The sequence below is a fragment of the Paraburkholderia fungorum genome (assembly GCF_046026025.1).
GTDB lineage: Bacteria > Pseudomonadota > Gammaproteobacteria > Burkholderiales > Burkholderiaceae > Paraburkholderia > Paraburkholderia fungorum_E.
Genome location: NZ_JAQQFL010000017.1, coordinates 144817 through 165975 on the forward strand (window position 1 = coordinate 144817; position 21159 = coordinate 165975).

Sequence of the window (21159 nt, forward strand, 5' to 3'; positions counted from 1 at the left end):
TGAATCAGTAAGTTGCGTGATGCGCTCGACGCTGTGTGCAGGATTCGGAAAGCCTTCGCGTTTGGCGTGGCGAAGCGAGTGCAGCGGAGCGGGACAAGACACCAGATCGGGGCGTTGCCTCGACGATTCTGGGCGAGTTTTGTCACGGAAAGCGCAATTGTAACCCGTTCGGATCGGGTTCTTGATCTGCCTGCGGTAAAGCCGCGGGCTCGATCCGTCCCCGCAACCCCCACGGCTATAATGCGCGGATGAACGCACACCACCAGACCTTTGATGCTGCCGTGATCGGCGGCGGGCTCGTCGGCAAGACCGCGGCGCTGGCGCTGACGCAAGGCGGACTGCGCGTGGCGCTGCTCGCGCAACCCTGCGCGGCGCTGCCGCCGGGCGCGACCTTCGACTCGCGGGTCTACGCGCTGTCGTCGAGTTCGCAGGCTCTCCTGGAGCGCTTGCGGGTCTGGCAGGCGCTCGATCTGTCCAGGCTAGGCCCCGTCTACGACATGCGCGTCTATGGCGACGCGCATGCCGAACTTCATTTCTCCGCGTTCCAGGCCTCCGTGCCGCAACTGGCGTGGATCGTCGAGTCGTCGGTAATCGAGCGCGCGCTGGATGCCGCGTTGCGTTTCCAGCCGAATCTCACCTGGATCGACACACGCGCCCAGGCGCTCGACTTCACCGCCGACGGCGCGAGCGTCGGTCTTGCCAACGGCAATGTGCTCGAGGCCGATCTGGTGGTCGGGGCGGACGGCGCGCATTCATGGGTACGCGCCCAGATCGGTTCGAAGATGAATCGGCGCGACTATAAGCAAACCGGCGTGGTCGCGAATTTCAAGGCCGAAAAGCCGCATGGCGAAACCGCTTACCAATGGTTCAAGGACGGCGAAATCATTGCGCTGCTGCCGATGCCGGAGGGCCACGTGTCGCTCGTCTGGTCGGCGCGCATCGAGCACGCCGAGCAGCTGCTCGCGCTTGATCCGGCACAACTCGCGGCCGAAGTCGAGCGCGTGACGGGTGGGCAGTTCGGCGCCCTGGAATGCGTGACACCGGCGCAAGGTTTCCCGCTCGCGCTGCAAACCGTCGACAAACTCGTGGCACCGCGCGTCGCGCTGGTCGGCGACGCCGCGCATCTGATTCACCCGTTGGCGGGCCAGGGCATGAACCTCGGTCTGCGCGATGTCGCGGCGCTCGCCGAGACGGTCGCCGGCAAGGAAGCATTCCGCGATCTCGGCGACACGGTGCTGCTGCGCCGCTACGAGCGCGCCCGCCGCGAAGACATCCGCGCGCTGATGATCGCCACCGACGGCCTGCAAAAGCTCTTCTCGGTGCCCGGTCCGTTTGCCAAGGCATTGCGCAATACCGGCATGGCATTTGTCGGCGCGCAGCCGTTCATCAAGCGCTGGCTGGTGTCGGCCGCGCTGGGGTAAAGCGCCCGAGCCGGCATGCCCGGCCGGCGAGACGGGTATCATGAACGGATGGGCGTCATTCCGGTCAGACCAGATACGTCCCCAAAACGCGCAACGCGCGATTGAACTCCAGGAATTCAGCATGAAAAAATCCTTCCGCATCGCGGCCGCCGCGCTCGCGATCGCTGCCGTGACGATGGGCTGCTCCGCGCAGGCCGATCAAGCTACCGACAAGCTCAAGGCCACGCTGCAAACCCGTCTGGCCGACGTGACGATCAAGAGCGTGACGAAGTCGCCGATTGCCGGCCTCTACGAAGTGAATCTCGGCACGCAGATCATCTATAGCGATGCGAACGGCGACTACCTCATGCTCGGCGACATGGTCGACGCGAAGACCCGCAAGAATCTGACTGAAACGCGTCTGGCGGAGACCAACCGCATCGATTTCGCGAGCCTGCCGTTCGCGAACGCGGTGAAGGTCGTGAAGGGCAACGGCGCGCGCAAGATCGCCGTGTTCTCCGATCCGAACTGCCCGTACTGCAAGCAGCTCGAAACCTCGCTCAAGTCGCTCGATAACGTCACGGTTTACACCTTCCTGTACCCGGTGCTGTCGCCGGATTCGACCGTCAAGTCGAAATCGATCTGGTGTTCGACCGATCGCGCCAAGGCGTGGGAATCGTGGATGCAGGATCACCAGGCGCCTACCGCTGCCGGCACCTGCGACACGGCTGCACTCGACAAGAACCTGGCGCTCGGCCGCGCCATGGGTGTCGACGGCACGCCGACCGTGTTCCTCGCCGACGGCCGCCGCCTGCCAGGCGCGGTGTCGGCAGACCGGCTGGACAAGGAAATGTCCGCCGTGCACTAAGCACCCAGCACGAGACGAAGAAAGGAGGCGCGAAGTGCGCCTCCTTTCACATCAAGCCCCGAACCTCCCCGCCAGAAATCTCCTAATCGCCGCCGATGAAGCCGATCCGCTACACCATCGTTCCCAAGCAACCCGCCGCCCATCTGTTCGAAGTCACCGTGACCGTTGCCGATCCCGATCCGGCCGGCCAGCGTTTCATGCTGCCGGTGTGGATTCCGGGCAGCTACATGGTGCGCGAATTTGCCCGCAACATCGTGACGCTGCGCGGCACCAATGAGGCGGGGCGGAAAGTGCGCGTCGAAAAGACCGACAAGCACACGTGGCAGGCCGCGCCGGTAAAGGGCGCGCTGACGTTGCGCTATGAGGTGTATGCATGGGATATGTCGGTGCGCGCCGCGCATCTCGACGACACGACAGGCTTTTTCAATGGCACCAGTGTGTTCCTGGCGCCGCTCGGTCACGAGGACGCGCAGTGCGTGGTCGATATCCAGAAGCCGGACGGCGCCGCGTATCGCAACTGGCGGGTCGCGACCGCGTTGCCGGAGGCGCGCGGCACGAAGCGCTACGGCTTCGGCGAGTATCGCGCGCAGAACTACGACGAGCTGATCGATCACCCGGTCACGTTGGGCGAATTCGCGCTGGAGACGTTCAAGGCGCACGGCGTGCCGCACGATATCGTGATCGCGGGACGTGTGATCGGGCTCGACATGGCGCGTTTGTCCGCCGATCTGAAGCGTATTTGCGAAGCGCAGATCGCGCTGTTCGAGCCGAAGTCGAACAAGGCGCCCATGGACCGCTACGTGTTCATGACGCAGGCCGTCACCGACGGTTATGGCGGACTGGAGCATCGCGCCTCGACGGCGTTGATCTGCAATCGCGGCGATTTGCCGGTGCAAGGGCGCGATGCCTCCACCGAGGGCTACCGGACCTACCTCGGCTTGTGCAGCCACGAATATTTCCACACCTGGAATGTGAAGCGCATCAAGCCGGCCGTGTTTGCACCGTACGACCTGAACGTCGAAAACTACACGCCGCTGCTGTGGCTGTTCGAAGGCTTCACCTCTTACTACGACGACCTGATCCTCGTGCGCAGCGGCCTGATCTCGCAGGCAGATTATTTCGACATGCTTGGCAAGGTGGTTGGCGGCGTGCTGCGCGGCAGTGGCCGTCTGAAGCAGTCGGTGGCTGAAAGTTCGTTCGACGCCTGGGTCAAATACTACCGGCAGGACGAAAACGCGGCGAACGCGATCGTCAGCTACTACACCAAGGGCTCGCTCGTTGCGCTCGCCTTTGATCTGACGATTCGCACGCAGACCAACAACCGCAAATCGCTCGACGACGTGATGCGCCTGCTGTGGCAGCGATTTGGCCATGATTTCTATCGTGGCAAGCCGGTCGGTGTCGAAGAAAGCGAGGTCGAGGCGATTTTTGCCGAAGCGACCGGCGTGCAACTGGGTGAATTGTTCGCCGAAGCCGTGTACGGCACGCGTGATCTGCCCCTCGACACGCTGCTCGAGCCGTTTGGCGTCACGCTCGCGCCGGATCTGGAAAAGCATGGCAAGCCGTCACTCGGCGCACGTCTGCGCGGCGGCGCCGATTGCACACTGGTGGCGGTTCACGAAGGCAGCGCGGCACAAAAAGCCGGGCTCTCCGCAGGCGACGTGCTGATCGCGCTCGACGGCCTGCGCGTGACCGGCGCGAATCTTGATTCGCTGCTGTCGCGCTATCAGCCGGGTGCGAAAGTCGAAGTCCACGCCTTCCGCCGCGACGAGCTGCGTACCGCACAAGTCAAGCTGGACGGGCCTGAGGTGTCGCGCTACAAGCTTGCCGTGAGCGACAAACAGCCCGCCACACGCAAGGCGCGGGAGCGCTGGCTAGCAAGCTGATCGTAATGCGGGGCGGTGTTAATCGCCGTTTCGAAGCGGGGGATTGTTCTACCAATGCAACAATCCTTCGCTGCCGCACGGCTTTTTCCCGCCGCGGTAAAAAAACACAATGGCTCCACTCGCGCAACATTGCGCGCCCCTACTGGAGTCAACCATGACCACGATCCTGCAAATCAACTCGGCAGCCCGCTCGCAAGGCGCGAACTCAACCCTGCTCCTCAACGAGCTGACCACAAAGCTGCAACAATCGAATCCGGGCGCGCAAGTCGTCGTCCGTAACCTGCAAGCCGAACCGCTGCCGCATCTGGACGACGCCGTGCTCGGCGCGTTCTTCACGCCGGCTGACCAGCGCACGCCGGAACAAGTCGCGATCGCTGCACGCAGCGAAGCGCTGATCGCCGAACTGCAAGCCGCCGACATCATCGTGATCGGCGCACCGATGTACAACTTCGGCATCTCGTCGCAACTGAAGACGTATTTCGACTTCATCGCTCGCGCCGGCATCACGTTCCAGTACACGGCGAACGGTCCGGAAGGCCTCGTGAAGGGCAAGAAGGTCCACGTGGTTTCGGCACGCGGCGGCAAGTATGTCGGCACCCCGAACGATAGCCAAACACCGTACCTGAAGGCCTTCCTCGGCTTCCTGGGCATGACCGACGTGAATTTCATCTACGCCGAAGGCCTGAACATGGGCCCGGACGCTGCTACCGCCGCATTGGCTGGCGCGCGTGAAGCGATCGCCGCTGCGTAAGGTGTGAGGTGTGTCCTGCGCTGCGTGATCGCGGCGCGGTGGAATGAAAAACGCCACGGAATGTGAATTCCGTGGCGTTTTTGCTTTGACTGCTGCGATTGACTCGCCTTACGCCAGCATTTGCGCTTCGTCGGGCAGGCGCCAATCGATCGGCGTGCGACCGTGCTTCACGAGAAACTCGTTCGCCGCCGCAAAGTGTCCGCAGCCGAGAAAGCCGCGATGGGCCGACAGCGGCGATGGGTGCGGCGCCTCCAGCACGTAGTGCGACTTGCCGCTTAACAGCGCGCGTTTGGCTTGCGCATGCGCGCCCCACAGCATGAATACGAGACCGTCATGGCGCATGGCCAATTCGCGAATCAGCGTATCCGTGCATTTCTCCCAGCCGCGTTTCGCATGGCTCGCGGCCGAATCGCGCTCGACGGTCAGCACCGTGTTCAACAGCAGCACGCCCTGTTTGGCCCAGGTGTCGAGGCAACCATGGCGCGGTGGCTCATGGCCGAGGCTGGCGGCGATTTCCTTGAACATATTGCGCAGCGACGGTGGCGTGCGCACGTTCGGCGCCACGGAAAACGCCAGTCCGTGTGCTTGCGGCGTGCCGCGATCTTCGCCGTGATACGGGTCCTGGCCGAGAATCACGACTTTGACTTCGTCGGGGCTGGTGAGGCGCAGAGCCCGGAACACGTCGGCGGGATAGACGGTTTTGCCGGCCGCGCGCTCACCGTCGACGAAACGGCACAACGACGCGTAGGCGTCGCTTTCGATGAACGGCGTGAGGTGGACGCGCCAGGCTGGAGGCAGCGCGGCGAATTGGGCTTCGAGCGTTGCCGGCGATGAGCCGGCGGCTGCCGGTGTTTGCTGCGGCTGCGCGGTTGCGCCGGCCGGCGTGGCAGGGGTGTCGCCGAACAATGAAGCTTGCGACGAATTGGAGCGGGTGCGGGAAGCGGAGGTCATGGCGGGGAAGTGTCGCAGCAAACGCGGCGTTGCTCAACCTGCCCGTAACTTATAACCGCGTTGCGCCTTGCTGATATTGTCAGGCGCGAGACCGGCTATCTGCTTGCCGAGTTCCGCCGCGAGGGCGTGGAGCGCCGCTTCGTCGCCGGATTTCAGTTCGAGTTCGACTTCCGAGATCGGCGCGCGACGCGTTTCGCCGTTCACCTCGGCGAACACGTCGCCTTGATCGATCGCCGCTTCGACCTCCGAGCTGTCCAGTTCGATATTCCACAGCGTGCGGGTGAAATTCGTGCGGAACAGTTCGGCGAGTTTGGGCGCCGCGTGACGCAACGCGTCGGCGGCGGATTTTTCGTCGCATTCGCGCAGCAACGCGTCGATCTCCAGCGCTTCGCCGGCCACCGGCATTTCCCATTCGTGCCGGCTGTGCAAACCATTGCTGGCGTTACCCACCGTCTTGAAGGTTTGCAGCCAGCCGTCCGGCGTCTGCCGCAAACGCAACGCGCTCTTCGAACTGGCCAGCGTCAGTTGGGGGGTGTCGAAATAAATATTCACCAACCTGATCGGGCGACCCGCCGCGCCGGTGCGCGCGACGAACCATTGCGTCGCCGCCTGCACCTGAGCGGGCGGCAGTGCCAGCTTGATTTCACGTTCCATACCCATGACCTGCTCCGCTACGTAGCCTGCGTGTTGAACGTGCGTTCAGAAAAACATCCGCGCAAGTTCCACCCCCGGCTCTTGCGCGCGCATGAACGCCTCGCCGACGAGGAACGTATGCACGTCCATCGCCCGCAGACGTTCGACATCGACGCGCGACAGAATGCCCGACTCCGTGACGACGATACGGTCGTCCGGAATCGATTCGAGCATGCCGATGGTGGTCTCGATCGACGTTTCGAAGGTGCGCAGATTGCGGTTGTTGATACCGATCAGCGGGGTCTTCAGCGTGAGCGCCTGCATCAGCTCGTTGCTGTCGTGTACTTCGACCAGCACCGCGAGGCCCAGGGAATGCGCGAGCGCTTCCAGATCCTGCATCTGCGAGGTTTCCAGCGCGGCGGCGATCAGCAGAATCGCGTCGGCGCCCATCGCGCGGGCTTCGACGATCTGGTACGGGTCGACGATGAAGTCTTTGCGCAGCACCGGCAACTTGCAGGCGGCGCGCGCTTCTTCCAGATACGCCACGCTGCCCTGAAAGAACTGCACATCGGTGAGGACGGACAGGCAGGCCGCACCGTGCTTCTCATACGAACGTGCGATCTCGGCGGGAACGAAGTTTTCGCGCAGCACGCCTTTCGACGGGCTCGCCTTCTTCACTTCGGAGATCACGGCGGCCAGACCGGCCGCGTGTTTCGCGCGCAATGCACCGACGAAATCGCGAATGTCGCGTGACGATGCTTCGAGGCGCAGCGCTTCAAGCGGCGCGCTCTGTTCGGCCGCTCGGACTTCTTCGCGTTTGACCGCGATGATGCGGTCGAGGATGTCGCTCATGAGTGTCTCGCTACGTAGTTACTGCTTGAATTGCTGGGTGAAGCGGACCAGCTCGTCGACCTTCGCACGCGCCTTGCCGCTCGCGATCGCTTCGCGCGCCAACTGGATGCCGTCCGCGATCGAGGCCGCCACGTTCGCCGAATACAGCGCCGTGCCCGCATTCAGCGTGACGATTTCACGCGCGACGCCGGGCTTGTTGTCGAGCGCTTCGAGCAGCATCAGTTTGGATTCGGCGGAGTCAGCCACTTTCAGTGTGCGATTCGACACCATTTGCATGCCGAAGTCTTCCGGATGGATTTCGTACTCGTGGATCTGGCCGTCGCGCAACTCGCCGACCTGCGTGGCCGCGCCGAGCGAGACTTCGTCCATGCCATCCATGCCGTACACCACCAGCACGTGCTTCGCGCCGAGGCGCTGCATCACGCGGACCTGAATGCCGACGAGGTCGCCGTGGAACACGCCCATCAACTGATTCGGCGCGCCGGCCGGATTGGTCAGCGGTCCGAGAATGTTGAAGAGGGTCCGTACGCCGAGTTCGCGGCGCACCGGCGCGATGTTTTTCATCGCCGGATGATGGTTCGGCGCGAACATGAAGCCCATGCCGGTTTCCGCAATCGAAGCCGCCACCTGGTCCGGTTGCAGATCGATGTTCACGCCGAGCGCTTCGAGTACATCCGCGCTGCCCGATTTGCTCGACACACCGCGACCGCCGTGCTTCGCGACCTTGGCACCTGCAGCGGCAGACACGAACATGGTTGCCGTGGAAATGTTGAACGTCTGCGAGCCGTCGCCGCCGGTACCGACGATATCGACGAAGTTCGAGTTGTCCTGCACTTCGACGTGCCGGGCAAATTCACGCATCACCGTGGCGGCGGCGGTGATTTCGCCGATGGTCTCTTTTTTGACGCGCAAGCCGGTGATGATCGCCGCCGACATCACGGGCGAGAGTTCGCCGCGCATGATGAGCCGCATCAGATGCAGCATTTCGTCGTGGAAAATTTCGCGGTGCTCGATCGTGCGTTGCAGCGCTTCCTGGGGCGTAATCGACATGATTTCGTCTCTCTTCATCAAGCGTTGCGGTGAGCCGTCTTCGACTGCTTCACGAAGTTTTCGAGCAAGGCGTGGCCGTGTTCGGACAGGATCGATTCCGGGTGGAACTGCACGCCTTCAACAGCCAGTTCCTTGTGACGCACGCCCATGATTTCGCCGTCCTCGGTCCATGCCGACACTTCGAGACAGTCAGGCAGTGATTCGCGTTCGATCGCGAGCGAGTGGTAGCGGGTTACGACGAAATGTTTCGGCAGGTCGGCGAACACGCCTTTACAGTCGGTTTCGATCGTGCTGACCTTGCCGTGCATGATGGTTTGCGCGCGCACCACGCGTCCGCCGAAGGCTTCGCCGATCGCCTGGTGGCCGAGGCAGACGCCGAGAATCGGCGTCTTGCCGGCGAATTCGCGGAGTACGTCGAGCGTGATGCCCGCGTGTTGCGGATTGCTCGGACCGGGCGACAGACAGATGCGCTCCGGGTTGAGCTTCGCAATTTCGTCCAGCGTGATTTCGTCGTTCCGATAGGTGCGCACGTCTTCGCCGAGTTCGCCGAAGTACTGCACCAGGTTGTAGGTGAACGAGTCGTAGTTGTCGATCATAAGCAGCATGGTGTGTCTCCGGTCAGAAGTCGCTATCGAGGCCGTCTTGAACCTGCTCGGCGGCGCGCAGCACAGCACGCGCCTTGTTCTCGGTCTCTTGCCATTCGGATTCCGGCACCGAATCCGCGACTATCCCCGCTGCCGCCTGCACATACAGATTGCCGTTTGCGATCACGCCCGTGCGGATCGTGATGGCCAGATCCATTTCGCCGGTGAACGACAGATAGCCGACGGCGCCGCCGTAGAGGCCACGCTTCACGGGTTCGAGTTCGTCGATCAGTTCCATGGCGCGGACCTTCGGCGCGCCGGACAGCGTGCCGGCCGGGAAGGTGGCGCGCAGCACGTCGAAATTGGTGATGCCGGGTTTCAGCTTGCCTTCGACCGAACTCACGATGTGCTGCACGTGTGAGTACTTCTCGATCACCATCTGGTCGGTGACGACCACCGAGCCGATCTGGGCGATGCGGCCGACGTCGTTACGCGCGAGGTCGATCAGCATCACGTGTTCGGCGATTTCCTTCGGATCGTTCAGCAGTTCAGTAGCAAGCTCCGCGTCGCGTTCCGGTGTATTGCCGCGCGGACGGGTGCCGGCGAGCGGCCGGATCGTCACGATGCGATCTTCGCCGCGTTTTTCCTGGCGCACCAGAATTTCCGGCGACGCGCCGACCACGTGGAAGTCGCCGAAGTTGTAGAAGTACATGTACGGCGACGGATTCAGCGAACGCAGCGCGCGGTACAGCGACAGCGGGTTGTCGCGGTACGGCTTGATCAGGCGTTGGCCGACCTGCACCTGCATCAGTTCCCCGGCGGCGACGTATTCCTTCGCCTTGCGCACGGCGGCCAGATAATCGTCTTTGGCGAACTCGCGGTAGGTCTCGGTGCGCACGCTGGCCGACGTGACCGGCGGCTGCACGGTCGTGCGCAAACGCTGACGCAATTCACGCAGACGCTGTTTGGCTTTCGTATATGCCTCGGGCTGCGTCGGATCCGAGTACACCACCAGGTAGAGTTTGCCCGCGAGGTTGTCGATCACCGCCACTTCTTCGGTGAGTAGCAACTGGATGTCCGGCAGGTTCAGATCGTCAGGCGGTGCGGTGTGCGCGAGTTTTTTCTCGATGTAACGCACCGCGTCATAGCCGAAATAGCCCGCCAGGCCGCCCGCGAAACGCGGCAGACCAGGGCGCTGCGCGACTTTGAAGCGACCCTGGAATTGCTGGATGAACTCAAGCGGATCGCCTTCGTGCGTTTCGACGACTTTGCCGTCTCGCACCACTTCCGATACGCCGTTGCGCGTGCGCAGCAGCGTGCGCGCCGGCAGGCCGATGAACGAATAGCGGCCAAACCGTTCGCCGCCCACCACCGATTCCAGCAGGAACGAGTTCGCGCCGTTGCGTTCCGTTTGCGCGAGCTTCAGGTACAGCGAGAGCGGCGTTTCGAGGTCGGCGAGTGCTTCGGCGATCAGCGGAATGCGGTTGAAACCCTCGTTGGCGAGGGACTGGAATTCGAGTTCGGTCATGTTCCGATCCTGTACGTACGTCAGACGGCACTATGCGTCGGACAAAGCGGGGGGCGGCGCGGCCGGTCAGGCGATCGTTCGACGTTTCGACACGATGATACCGACCGGCGCGAGTTTCCCATCGACGCATGCAGCGGGTTTCAGCGCACAGATGTACTTTGCGAGTACACGAGGGCTAAATCAACCGATGTAGCGAAACAAGAGGATGGAAAAAACGCGTGAGCGCAGCGAAGTAAAAAACGGTTGCCGAAGACGAGCTTCAGCGTACCTCAGGCGAGGTTAGCGCGACCAGCGACGCCAGGGCCAGGCTCCCCGGTCGATGCTAATCAGACTCCGTTTTTTATTCAGAAACATGAGGATGAAGGACTTTTCAGGTCGTGGAATGGTGCGCTGCGATCGCCTTGGCGGCATCGAGCAGCGAGGCAACTATACCATCGGATTTTATTTCTTGTATAGCTCGGCCGTGGTTGTAGCCGTACGGCAGCGTGAGCGTTGCCATGCCCGCCGCGCGGCCTGCCAGCGCGTCGTTTTCCGAATCGCCAATCGCGACCGTGGCCTGCGGCGCGACACCTAGCTGCGCCGCGGCGGTGAGCATCGGCAGCGGATCCGGCTTCTTTTCCGGCAGACTGTCGCCGCCGAGCACAACGCTGAAATATTGGCTGAGCCCGTACTGCTCGAGCAGTTCGACCGCGAAACGGTGCGGCTTGTTAGTGACGCAGGCGAGTTTGAGGCCGGCGTCGCGCATGGCGCTGAGGCCGGCTTCGACCTCGGGGTACAGCCGCGTATGTACGCCATTGATCTTGGCGTACTCCTCCTGATAGATGGCGAGCGCTTCGTCGAAACGGTCCTGCGCGTGGTCCGTTTCGAAGCGCTCGGCCAGCACACGGCGAATCAGATTCTCCGAGCCCTTGCCGATGTAGCCAACCACTTCTTCGCGCGAGGTTTCCGCCGCGTCGAGTTGCGCGAGCATGCCGTTCAGGCCGGCAGTGAAATCGTCGGCGGTATCGACCATCGTGCCGTCCAGATCGATAATCGCGGCTTGCAGGCGTGGGCCGGTGAAGGCCGGAGCAGGGTATGAAGTCGTCATCTTGAGTGCTTGCTGGATCCTGGAGGTCGATCGGTGTCCGATCAGTGCTCGATGTTGGCGAGTGCGGCGCGCATCTTGTCGATCACCACCTTGTGATCCGGCGCGCCAAAGATCGCCGAGCCTGCCACGAACGTGTCCGCGCCGGCTGCTGCGATTTCGGCGATGTTGTCGACTTTCACCCCACCGTCCACCTCGAGATGGATCTCGCGGCCGGTCTTTTCCTTGTAGGCGTCGATCCGCTTGCGTGCTTCGCGCAGCTTGACGAGCGCCTCGGGAATGAACGATTGACCGCCGAAGCCCGGATTCACCGACATGATCAGCACCAGGTCGACCTTATCCATCACGTAGTCCAGATGGTTCAGCGACGTGGCGGGGTTGAACACGAGGCCGGCCTTGCAGCCATGGTCGCGAATCAGCGACAGCGTGCGGTCGATATGGTCAGAGCCCTCAGGGTGAAAGCTGATCAGGTTCGCGCCGGCCTTGGCGAAATCCGGCACGATCCGGTCGACGGGGCGCACCATCAGGTGCACGTCGATCGGCACGTCCACGTGCGGACGGATTGCTTCGCAGACGAGCGGACCGATCGTCAGGTTCGGCACGTAATGATTGTCCATCACGTCGAAGTGAATCCAGTCGGCGCCGGCGGCGACAACGTTGCGGACTTCTTCACCGAGGCGCGAGAAATCGGCGGACAGAATGCTGGGGGCGATGCGGAATTGCGTCATGGCGGGGGCGGATGCAAGCGGGAAAACGCCATTTTACCGTTTTGCGCGCTGCTGGGCCGGTTCGCGGGCGGTTTGAGGCCGGCTTACGGCAGGCTTTGGTAACGCGCGGCAGTGGTGACAAAACGTCTTAGCGGCCCTTGGCCAGAGGGATTTGTCGGGTTGCGGGCGTGCCGCGCATCAAGCAGAATGCCAAACCATCAGTGCCGCTTCTCCAATGCGCCCGCAAACCATTGGCGTTCGGGGCTTGCCGCGATTTTTTAGCCCGTTTCACCAGATCGGAATCAGGATGAGCCAGTACGAATTCAGCGTCTCGGCGCAGGTGCAGTATCTGCCCGAAGAGTCGGACCCGGAGCGCCGCCAGTATGCGTTTGCGTACACGCTGACTATCCGTAACAGCGGCCAGGTGCCCGCGCAGCTGATCGCGCGTCACTGGGTGATTACCGACAGCGACAACAGCGTGCAGGAAGTGAAAGGTCTGGGCGTGGTCGGGCATCAGCCTCTGCTCAAACCGGGCGAGCACTTCGAATATACGAGTTGGGCGGTGATCGCCACGCCCGTCGGCACCATGCGCGGCGAGTATTTCTGCGTGGCGGAGGACGGCGAGCGCTTCGACGCGCCTGTGCCCGAGTTCATTTTGCGTATGCCGCGTACTTTGCATTGAACCGCGAGCGTGGCTCGCGGTCTTTAAGAGGCTTTACGGCGCGGCTTCACTGGGACTTTTGCTGCTTTTGCTGTTCATTGGTGGTGGCGCGCGCGGCCTTTTTCTTGCCGGACGACGTCCACACAACGATAAAGACGAGCAGGAAAAGCGCGAGGAGCGATTCCAGCGCGAAGATGAGCATCGGGTATTCGTCGAACAGATCAGACATGGCGGTTTCCATCAAGAACGAACATTGTATGCGGTTTGTCCGCACTGCCGGAGCATGGCTCGGCGCGCTTTCGGTTGCGGTGATGCTGGCTTCCTGCGGTGGCGGCGGTGCGGTCCGGCCTTCGGTTTCGCCGCCCACGGGTGCCGCGATCATACCCGGGCAGATCGCCGCGACACGGCTCACGGCGGTAGCCTGGCAGCAGGTGCCGGGGTGGCAGGACGATTCGCTGATTGGCGCAACGGCCGCGTTGCGGCAAAACTGCCTGAGGCTCGCGCGTCAACCGAACTGGGCTCGCGCATGCGCGGCGGCCTCGCAGATCGACGATCTGGACGTCACCAGCGCGCGCGCGTTTTTTGAGGCGTATTTCACGCCGTTCCAGTTGGCGAATAACGACGGCACGCTCGATGGCCTCGTCACCGGCTACTACGAGCCGTTGCTGCGAGGTTCGCGCACACGGCACGGCGTGTATCAGACGGCGTTGTACCGTTGGCCATCCGGCTACCGCGCGGGGGCGCCGTTGCCGGCGCGTGCGCAACTCGAGCGCGCGGGCGTACTGAGCGGCAACGAGCTCGTGTGGGTCGACGATCCGATCGAAGCCTTCTTCCTGCAAGTGCAGGGCTCCGGGCGTGTCGTGATGGAAGACGGTAGCGTGATGCGGGTCGGCTTTGGCGGCACCAACAACCAGCCGTACAAGTCGATTGGGCGGTGGTTGCTCGATCGTGGCGAACTGACGCCGGCGCAGGCGACCATGCAGGGCATCAAGGCATGGGCGCGCGCGAACCCCACGCGGGTCGACGCATTGCTCGATACGAATCCGCGCTTTGTGTTCTTCCGCGAAATGCCATCTGGCGAGAGTGCGCCGAGCGGTGGGGCGGATGGGCCAATTGGTGCATTGGGTGTGCCGTTGACACCGGAGCGGTCGATCGCGGTGGATCCGTCTTCGATTCCATTGGGTACGCCGGTGTTCTTGCAGACCACGCGTCCGTTGACGAACTCACCGATGAATCGCCTCGTCTTTGCGCAGGACACTGGATCCGCGATCAAGGGCGGCGTGCGCGCGGACTACTTCTGGGGTCTTGGCGACGATGCCGGCGATCTCGCCGGCAAGATGAAGCAGGGCGGCAGGATGTGGTTGTTGTTGCCGAATTCGTGAGGATTTGGTGCGGACAGCGGGTTCACCGCCTGCAGGTTTGATAGCAGGGCTGACGCTGATCAGCTCTGCTACCAGACATCAACCGTCGCCGTTTCTTCGGCGCTCCGGCGTATGACTTAAGGCTTAAAGCCCCGACTTCCGCTTGTCGACCACCCTCCGGGCTTTACCCACCGAACGCTCGATCCCGTTTACACCCAGCACGTTCACCACAGCACTCACGCCGATCAGTGCCTTGATGTCGTAGGCCAACGCCTGCTTTGCCGTGCTCAGTGCGGCAGTATCCGGCGCTGATTCCGGGCAGGGCTCGACATTCAACGTCAGTACGTCGAGCGGGCCTTCCTTGGTCAGCACAATCTGATAGTGAGGTGCAAGGGCGTGCTGCTTGAGCAGCAATTCTTCGATCTGCGTCGGGAATACGTTCACGCCGCGCACGATCATCATGTCGTCCGAACGGCCCGTGATCTTCTCCATGCGGCGCATGGTGCGCGCGCTGCCTGGCAAGAGGCGCGTCAGATCGCGCGTCCGGTAACGGACGATCGGCAGCGCTTCCTTGGTCAAGGATGTGAATACCAGTTCGCCGAGTTCGCCGTCCGGCAGTACCTCGCCGGTTTCCGGGTCGATGATCTCGGGATAGAAATGATCTTCCCAGATCGTCGGGCCGTCTTTGGTCTCGACGCATTCCGAAGCGACGCCCGGCCCCATCACTTCGGATAGACCGTAGATATCGACGGCATCTATGCCCATGCGCTTTTCAATTGCCTGGCGCATGTCGTTGGTCCACGGCTCGGCGCCGAAGATGCCAAGTCGCAGTGAGCAATGCGCCGGATCGATGCCTTGCCGTTCGAGTTCGTCTGCGATCGACAACATGTAGCTCGGCGTCACCATGATGATGTCGGGCCGGAAGTCCTGAATCAGTTGCACCTGTTTTTCAGTCTGACCACCGCCGAATGGGATCACCGTCAGCCCCGCGCGCTCGGCACCGTAGTGTGCGCCCAGACCGCCGGTGAACAAACCGTAGCCGTAGCTCACGTGAACCTTGTCGCCGCGCTTCGCGCCCGCGGCACGGATCGAACGTGCGACGAGATTCGCCCACGTATCGATGTCGCGCGCTGTGTAACCGACAACTGTCGGTTTGCCCGTTGTTCCGGACGACGCGTGGATCCGCGAGATCTGCTCCTGTGGCACTGCGAACATGCCGAACGGGTAGCTGTCGCGCAGATCTTTCTTGGTGGTGAAGGGGAAGCGTGCCAGGTCCGAGAGGGTCTTCACTTCGCTCGGGTGGACGCCGGCTTCGTCGAATTTCTGCCGATAGACGGGCGAATTTTCGTAAGCGTGGTTCAGCGACCATTTGAGCCGTTCGAGTTGGAGCGCGGCGAGTTCGTCGCGGCTGGCTGTCTCGATGGGATCGAGCGGAAGGGCGGTGGTCATCGAATGTCTCCTTGCTGCCTCAATGCTTGGGTCTGGGGTTGCGGTGCGCTTGCATGCGAAAACCGGGGACCCGTTGCTGTCTATGGATGCGCTGCCAATGGGTCGCGGACGCGCCGCGGCTCTGCTGTTCGATCAGCTATTGTTCAATCGCCCGAAGGGATCAGATTGCCTTTGATCTGTGCAGATTTGCCGCGAAACATCGCCACGATCTCCTCCGCGCGGTTCGTGACGCGAATGTCGTAAATACCCGTGCGGCCGCTCAGCGTTTGCTCGACCGCTTCGGCGGTCAACACATCGCCGCCTTTAACCGGCCGCAAGAATTCGATCGAGCAGCCTGCTGCGACTGTGTTGATGTTGTACGTATTGCAGGCGAAAGCGAACGTCGAATCAGCGAGTGTGAAAATCAGGCCGCCGTGGCAAATCTGATGGCCATTCAGGAAGTCGTCGCGGACAGCCATGCGCAGGCGCGCATACCCTGGGCGCACCTCCATGATTTCGAGTCCGAGCGCCCGGCTGCACGCATCGTTTTCGTACATGGCGACCGCGGTTGCGCGAGCGAGTTCGTCGGGTGTCATTTGGGTTGGGTGGTTCGGTTGTGCGGACATATCAGCGCCCCTCGAAGCGAGGCGCGCGTTTTTCCACGAATGCCTGGACACCTTCGGCGTAATCGTGCGAAGCGCCGAGTTCGCGTTGCAGATCGCGTTCGAGATCGAGCTGTTGGTCCAGGGTTTGTGTCACGCCCGCGCGCATCGCCTGTTTGATTGCGGCGATGGCGCGTGTAGGTTGCTGTGCCAATTGTGTTGCCAGTTTGCTCGCCGTCGTGGCGAGCTCGGTGTCGTCAACCGTTTGCCAGATCAACCCCCAGCTTTCCGCTTTTTCCGCGCCTAGTTTGTCGCCGGTGATCGCGAGACCCAGGGCGCGCGCCATGCCGACGCGTTGCGGCAGGAACCAGGTGCCGCCCGAGTCCGGTACCAGACCGATCTTTACGAAGGCCTGGATGAAACTGGCCGAACGAGCGGCAAGCACGAGATCGCAAGCCAGCGCGAGATTGGCGCCGGCGCCTGCGGCCGTGCCGTTGACCGCAGCGATCACCGGCAATGGCAGTCCTTGCAGGCGGCGAATCAGCGGATTGAAATGCGCGTCGATCAGCTCGCCCAGATCGGTCATGGCGCCTGGCGTGAAGTCAAGATCCGCGAGATCCTGTCCCGCGCAGAAACCGCGGCCTGCGCCGGTGAGCACGAGCGCACGGGCGCCGGATGCCTCCACCTGATCAAGTGCGGCGCTCAATTCCTGGTGCATCGCGCGCGTAAAGCTGTTGAGCTTGTCAGGGCGGTTCAGCGTGACGGTCGCCACGCGACTCGATGTATCGATGTCGAGGTGAATCGCTTCATATGACATTGGGTGTCTCCTCAAAGTCTCTTTGACCCGCGAGTCGCGTTGACGTCAGACGCGCTCGATCACCAGGGCGATGCCTTGACCCACGCCGATACACATCGTGCATAGCGCAAAGCGGCCGTTGATCCGCTCCAACTGGTAAAGCGCAGTGGTGATCAAGCGCGCGCCCGATGCGCCGAGCGGGTGGCCGAGCGCAATCGCTCCGCCATTCGGATTGACACGAGGATCGTCGTCGCGCAGACCGAGTGTGCGCAGAACGGCGAGTCCTTGCGATGCGAACGCTTCGTTCAACTCGATCACGTCGAGTTGGTCGAGCGTCATGTTCAGTTGCTTCAGCAGTTTTTGCGTGGCTGGCGCCGGGCCGATGCCCATGATGCGCGGCTCCACGCCCGCCGTCGCCATGCCCACTACCCGTGCGCGGCGACGCAGTCCGTATTGAGCGGCAGCCTCCTCGCTCGCGAGCAGCAATGCGCACGCGCCATCGTTCACGCCCGATGCATTGCCGGCGGTCACGCTACCGTCGGGGCTGACCACACCCTTGAGCTTGCCCAGGCTTTCGAGCGACGTTTCACGCGGATGCTCGTCGAGCGTCACGCGGACGGGGTCGCCTTTCTTCTGCGCAATTTCAACGCCGACGATTTCCTGAGCCAAGGTGCCGTCGCGTTGCGCGCGGGCTGCCTTTTGCTGGCTCGACAGCGCAAATGCGTCCTGATCCGCACGGCTTATGCCGAACTGGACGGCGACGTTTTCCGCGGTCTCCGGCATCGAGTCGACGCCATATTGGCGCTTCATTAACGGATTGATGAAGCGCCAGCCGATGGTCGTGTCGTAAATATCGGCCTGCCGCGAGAATGCACTGGTGGCCTTGCCCATCACGAACGGCGCGCGCGTCATGCTTTCGACGCCGCCGGCGATCATCAACCGCGCTTCGCCAGCCTTGATGGCGCGCGCTGCGGTGCCGACTGCGTCCATGCCCGAGCCGCACAGGCGATTGATGGTTGCGCCGGGCGCAGTGGTGGGCAAGCCTGCCAGCAACGCGGACATACGGGCGACATTGCGGTTGTCCTCGCCGGCCTGATTGGCGCAGCCATAGATCACGTCGTCGAGGGCCTGCCAATCAACACCAGGATTGCGCTCGATCAGCGCCTTGATCGGTACCGCGCCGAGGTCGTCGGCGCGGACGTCTTTCAGGGCGCCGCCGTAGCGGCCGATCGGGGTGCGAATCGCGTCGCAAATGAAGGCGTCGTTCATGTGGGTTCCTACTGGAACGGATCGGCGGGACGTGCCGATCCGATGTCTCATGTTAGTTGGGGTGCACTGCCCGGTCTATTCGGCCAAACGGCATAGGACGAACGCCGTACTTTGTCTTATGCCATTCAGCCAGCTACCGCCGGTGCCGCTTTCGGTTCAACATGAACGCGACTTTGAATCACGCGGAAGCGGTTCGCGACAAAGGCCGCGTCGGCCAGCGCGGCATTTGCCGCCGGGTTTGCGCCTGTGCCGTGGAAGTCGGAGAACGCTGCCGACTGATTGACGAAAACGCCGCCCGTCAAGTTGATCGAGAGTGCGACGCCACCGCGGATCGATGCTTCGTGCGCCTCTTCGAGCACGGCTTCGTCCGTGCTGTAGACCGACAACGTCAACGCGCCGTGCTCGGCGGCGATTGCGCCGGCGAGGTCGAGCGACTGTGCTGTCGAGTCCGTCGCGATTACGAACGAGATCGGGCCGAACCATTCTTTGGTGAACTGCGCGTGGTCGGTTGCAGCATCGAGCTGGAGTACGAGCGGTGTGCGTACGCGGGCGCCGGCAAAGGCCGGATGTTCCAGCGATTGGCTTTCTACCAGAACGCGGCCGAGCTTCGCGGCTTCGCCGATGCGTTGGGTTACGCCTTCGTTCTGGATCGCGCCGAGCAGTTCGACCGCGCGCGCTGGGTCCGCAACCAGTTTTTGTACCGCGCCGGCGATAGCCTGGGCGACTTCGTCGAAACCGAGCGTGCCTTCAGCGGTGCGGATACCGTTGCGCGGTACATAGATGTTTTGCGGCGCGGTGCACATCTGGCCCGAGTACAGCGCAAGCGAGAAGGCGATATTGCGAGCAGCGGCCTTGATGTCGTCTACAGAGTCGATCACGATCTGATTGACACCGGCCTTTTCGGTGTAGACCTGAGCCTGATGCGCATTGCGCTCAAGCCAGGTGCCGTTTTGTGTGCTGCCTGTGAAGTCGATCAGCTTGATTTCCGGGCGCAGTGCGAGATCCTGAACAAGCGGGCCGTCGTTCGGCTCGGTTGCCAGCAGCGTAACGACGTTCGGGTCGAAACCGGCTTCGCGCAGTACGTCACGCGCGATTCGTACGGTCAGCGCGAGCGGCAGAATCGCGCCCGGATGCGGCTTGACGATGACCGTGTTACCTGTTGCCAGATCGGCGAAGAGTCCGGGATAGCCATTCCACGTCGGGAAGGTGCAGCAGCCGAGCACGAGGCCGGTGCCGCGCGGCACGACGGTGTAGCGTTTGTGCATCGCGAGCGGCGGATTTTTGCCCTGCGGTTTTTCCCAGTGGGCATCGGCGGGAATGCGGCGCAGTTGATCCCATGCGTACACGACCGCTTCGAGTGCGCGGTCTTGCGCATGCGGGCCGCCGGCCTGGAAGGCCATCATGAACGCTTGACCGGTCGTATGCATCACGCTGAAGCCGATTTCGAAGCTGGCGCGATTCACGCGCGCAAGGATTTCGAGGCATACGCCGATCCACGCTTGCGGGCCGGCCAGGCGCCAGTCGCGTTGCGCGGCAGCGGCCGCGGAGATCAGTGCGTCGGGATCGGCTTTCGGATAGCGCACGCCAAGCGGGAACCCGAACGGCGAGACTTCGGCGCCGACGGTTTCTCCGGTCGACGGCTGGTCGAGTTCGAACGTCTTGTTCAGGAGCGCTTTGAATGCAGCTTCGCCGTCTGCGCTAGCTGTTTCCCCGTACACTTTCGGACTGGGCATCTCGACGAACGGACTCCAGTAGCCGCGCGTCTCAATCGCGGTGAGTGCCTTTTGCAGCGTGTCTTCGTGCTTGGTGAATAGCGGATGTGTCATGGCAGAGGGGCTTGGCTGTACGTTGGGAAAAGCCTGTCGAATAATTGACCGACCGGTTGGTTGGTGAATGGTAGCATTATTAAGACGGCCGCGCGAAGCGTTTTCGCGCAGCATTAACCATTAGGAGGCGGCATGGCTTACGAGAACATTCTGGTTGAGACGCGAGGGCGAGTCGGATTGATCACGCTGAATCGCCCGAAGGCGTTGAACGCGCTGAACGACGCCTTGATGGACGAACTGGGCGTGGCGCTGCGCGAGTTCGATGCAGACGACGCCATCGGTGCGATCGTGGTGACGGGCAGCGAGAAGGCGTTTGCCGCCGGAGCCGATATCGGCATGATGGCGACCTATAGCTATATGGATGTCTACAAAGGCGATTACATCACTCGCAATTGGGAAGCCGTGCGCTCCATCCGTAAGCCGATCATCGCTGCGGTGGCGGGCTTCGCTCTTGGTGGTGGCTGCGAGTTGGCGATGATGTGCGACATTATTTTTGCCGCGGACACGGCGAAGTTCGGCCAGCCGGAAATCAAGCTCGGCGTCATGCCGGGTGCCGGCGGTACGCAGCGTCTCCCGCGCGCCGTCTCAAAGGCGAAAGCAATGGACCTTTGCCTGACCGCGCGCTTCATGGATGCCGCTGAGGCAGAGCGCGCCGGATTGGTTTCGCGGGTGACTCCTGCGGCTTCCCTGCTGGACGAGGCGGTGGCTGCGGCCGCGACCATTGCTGAATTCCCGCTGCCGGCGGTGATGATGGTGAAGGAGTCGGTTAATCGCGCATACGAAACGACGCTTGCAGAAGGCGTGCATTTCGAGCGCCGCCTCTTCCATTCGCTCTTCGCTACGGAGGATCAGAAGGAAGGGATGGCCGCGTTCGTTGAGAAGCGCAAGCCGGTTTTCAAGCATCGTTAATACGCTTGTCAAA

21 protein-coding genes are annotated in these 21159 nt (G+C 62.5%); 7 read left to right on the forward strand and 14 right to left on the reverse strand.

What is annotated here, in order from left to right:
• The first annotated feature begins 248 nt into the window (after positions 1-248).
• From PQR67_RS20045 to PQR67_RS20060, 4 genes are all read left to right on the forward strand, one after another.
• Complete coding sequence (locus PQR67_RS20045; RefSeq protein WP_408462846.1) at positions 249-1421, forward strand: UbiH/UbiF family hydroxylase; 1173 nt, start codon at positions 249-251, stop codon at positions 1419-1421.
• 121 nt (positions 1422-1542) lie between these two features.
• Positions 1543-2268 (forward strand): DsbC family protein, encoded by a 726-nt coding sequence (locus PQR67_RS20050; protein ID WP_408462849.1) that lies wholly within the window; start codon positions 1543-1545, stop codon positions 2266-2268.
• 95 nt (positions 2269-2363) lie between these two features.
• Complete coding sequence (locus PQR67_RS20055; protein ID WP_408462852.1) at positions 2364-4154, forward strand: M61 family metallopeptidase; 1791 nt, start codon at positions 2364-2366, stop codon at positions 4152-4154.
• Positions 4155-4308: 154 nt separating this feature from the next.
• Positions 4309-4905, forward strand: a complete 597-nt coding sequence (locus PQR67_RS20060) for an FMN-dependent NADH-azoreductase (RefSeq protein WP_408462855.1) — start codon at positions 4309-4311, stop codon at positions 4903-4905.
• Positions 4906-5013: 108 nt separating this feature from the next.
• Here PQR67_RS20060 and PQR67_RS20065 read toward each other — a convergent pair whose 3' ends face one another.
• The 8 genes from PQR67_RS20065 to rpe form a co-directional block, all read right to left on the reverse strand.
• The gene (locus tag PQR67_RS20065; protein ID WP_408462858.1) at positions 5014-5856 is read right to left on the reverse strand and encodes a uracil-DNA glycosylase; all 843 of its coding nucleotides are present in this window, start codon (positions 5854-5856) and stop codon (positions 5014-5016) included.
• 33 nt (positions 5857-5889) lie between these two features.
• A complete protein-coding gene (locus PQR67_RS20070) occupies positions 5890-6516 on the reverse strand; it encodes a CYTH domain-containing protein (RefSeq protein WP_408462861.1) in 627 nt (208 codons plus the stop codon).
• Positions 6517-6555: 39 nt separating this feature from the next.
• Entirely contained in the window at positions 6556-7341 is a 786-nt protein-coding gene (gene trpC, locus PQR67_RS20075) for an indole-3-glycerol phosphate synthase TrpC (RefSeq protein ID WP_408462864.1), read from the reverse strand.
• Positions 7342-7359: 18 nt separating this feature from the next.
• Positions 7360-8391, reverse strand: coding sequence for an anthranilate phosphoribosyltransferase (trpD, locus tag PQR67_RS20080; protein WP_408462915.1), 1032 nt, complete (start codon positions 8389-8391; stop codon positions 7360-7362).
• Positions 8392-8408: 17 nt separating this feature from the next.
• Positions 8409-8996: an aminodeoxychorismate/anthranilate synthase component II gene (locus PQR67_RS20085; protein ID WP_120345375.1), complete on the reverse strand. Its 588-nt coding sequence runs from the start codon at positions 8994-8996 to the stop codon at positions 8409-8411.
• Between the two features lie 13 nt (positions 8997-9009).
• The gene (trpE, locus tag PQR67_RS20090; RefSeq protein ID WP_408462867.1) at positions 9010-10503 is read right to left on the reverse strand and encodes an anthranilate synthase component I; all 1494 of its coding nucleotides are present in this window, start codon (positions 10501-10503) and stop codon (positions 9010-9012) included.
• A 370-nt stretch (positions 10504-10873) separates the two neighbouring features.
• Complete coding sequence (locus PQR67_RS20095; protein ID WP_408462870.1) at positions 10874-11590, reverse strand: phosphoglycolate phosphatase; 717 nt, start codon at positions 11588-11590, stop codon at positions 10874-10876.
• Between the two features lie 41 nt (positions 11591-11631).
• A complete protein-coding gene (gene rpe / locus PQR67_RS20100; RefSeq protein ID WP_408462873.1) occupies positions 11632-12315 on the reverse strand; it encodes a ribulose-phosphate 3-epimerase in 684 nt (227 codons plus the stop codon).
• 286 nt (positions 12316-12601) lie between these two features.
• On the opposite strand from rpe, the gene apaG reads away from it, so the two are divergent.
• Positions 12602-12976 (forward strand): Co2+/Mg2+ efflux facilitator ApaG/CorD, encoded by a 375-nt coding sequence (gene apaG / locus PQR67_RS20105; protein WP_028199699.1) that lies wholly within the window; start codon positions 12602-12604, stop codon positions 12974-12976.
• A 46-nt stretch (positions 12977-13022) separates the two neighbouring features.
• Here apaG and PQR67_RS20110 read toward each other — a convergent pair whose 3' ends face one another.
• A complete protein-coding gene (locus PQR67_RS20110) occupies positions 13023-13196 on the reverse strand; it encodes a hypothetical protein (RefSeq protein WP_259461427.1) in 174 nt (57 codons plus the stop codon).
• A 16-nt stretch (positions 13197-13212) separates the two neighbouring features.
• On the opposite strand from PQR67_RS20110, the gene mltA reads away from it, so the two are divergent.
• Positions 13213-14337 carry a murein transglycosylase A gene (mltA, locus tag PQR67_RS20115; protein ID WP_408462876.1) on the forward strand — a complete coding sequence of 375 codons (1125 nt, stop codon included), beginning with the start codon at positions 13213-13215 and terminating at the stop codon, positions 14335-14337.
• 123 nt (positions 14338-14460) lie between these two features.
• Here mltA and paaK read toward each other — a convergent pair whose 3' ends face one another.
• From paaK to paaN, 5 genes are all read right to left on the reverse strand, one after another.
• Positions 14461-15765 carry a phenylacetate--CoA ligase PaaK gene (gene paaK, locus PQR67_RS20120; protein WP_408462879.1) on the reverse strand — a complete coding sequence of 435 codons (1305 nt, stop codon included), beginning with the start codon at positions 15763-15765 and terminating at the stop codon, positions 14461-14463.
• A 143-nt stretch (positions 15766-15908) separates the two neighbouring features.
• The gene (gene paaI / locus PQR67_RS20125) at positions 15909-16370 is read right to left on the reverse strand and encodes a hydroxyphenylacetyl-CoA thioesterase PaaI (RefSeq protein ID WP_408462882.1); all 462 of its coding nucleotides are present in this window, start codon (positions 16368-16370) and stop codon (positions 15909-15911) included.
• Position 16371: 1 nt separating this feature from the next.
• Positions 16372-17163 carry a 2-(1,2-epoxy-1,2-dihydrophenyl)acetyl-CoA isomerase PaaG gene (paaG, locus tag PQR67_RS20130; RefSeq protein ID WP_408462885.1) on the reverse strand — a complete coding sequence of 264 codons (792 nt, stop codon included), beginning with the start codon at positions 17161-17163 and terminating at the stop codon, positions 16372-16374.
• A gap of 45 nt (positions 17164-17208) precedes the next feature.
• Positions 17209-18411 (reverse strand): 3-oxoadipyl-CoA thiolase, encoded by a 1203-nt coding sequence (gene pcaF, locus PQR67_RS20135; RefSeq protein WP_408462888.1) that lies wholly within the window; start codon positions 18409-18411, stop codon positions 17209-17211.
• Between the two features lie 125 nt (positions 18412-18536).
• Positions 18537-20237: a phenylacetic acid degradation protein PaaN gene (gene paaN, locus PQR67_RS20140; RefSeq protein ID WP_408462891.1), complete on the reverse strand. Its 1701-nt coding sequence runs from the start codon at positions 20235-20237 to the stop codon at positions 18537-18539.
• A gap of 132 nt (positions 20238-20369) precedes the next feature.
• Between paaN and PQR67_RS20145 the strand changes: the two genes are divergently transcribed.
• A complete protein-coding gene (locus tag PQR67_RS20145) occupies positions 20370-21146 on the forward strand; it encodes an enoyl-CoA hydratase (protein ID WP_408462894.1) in 777 nt (258 codons plus the stop codon).
• Positions 21147-21159: the final 13 nt, after the last annotated feature.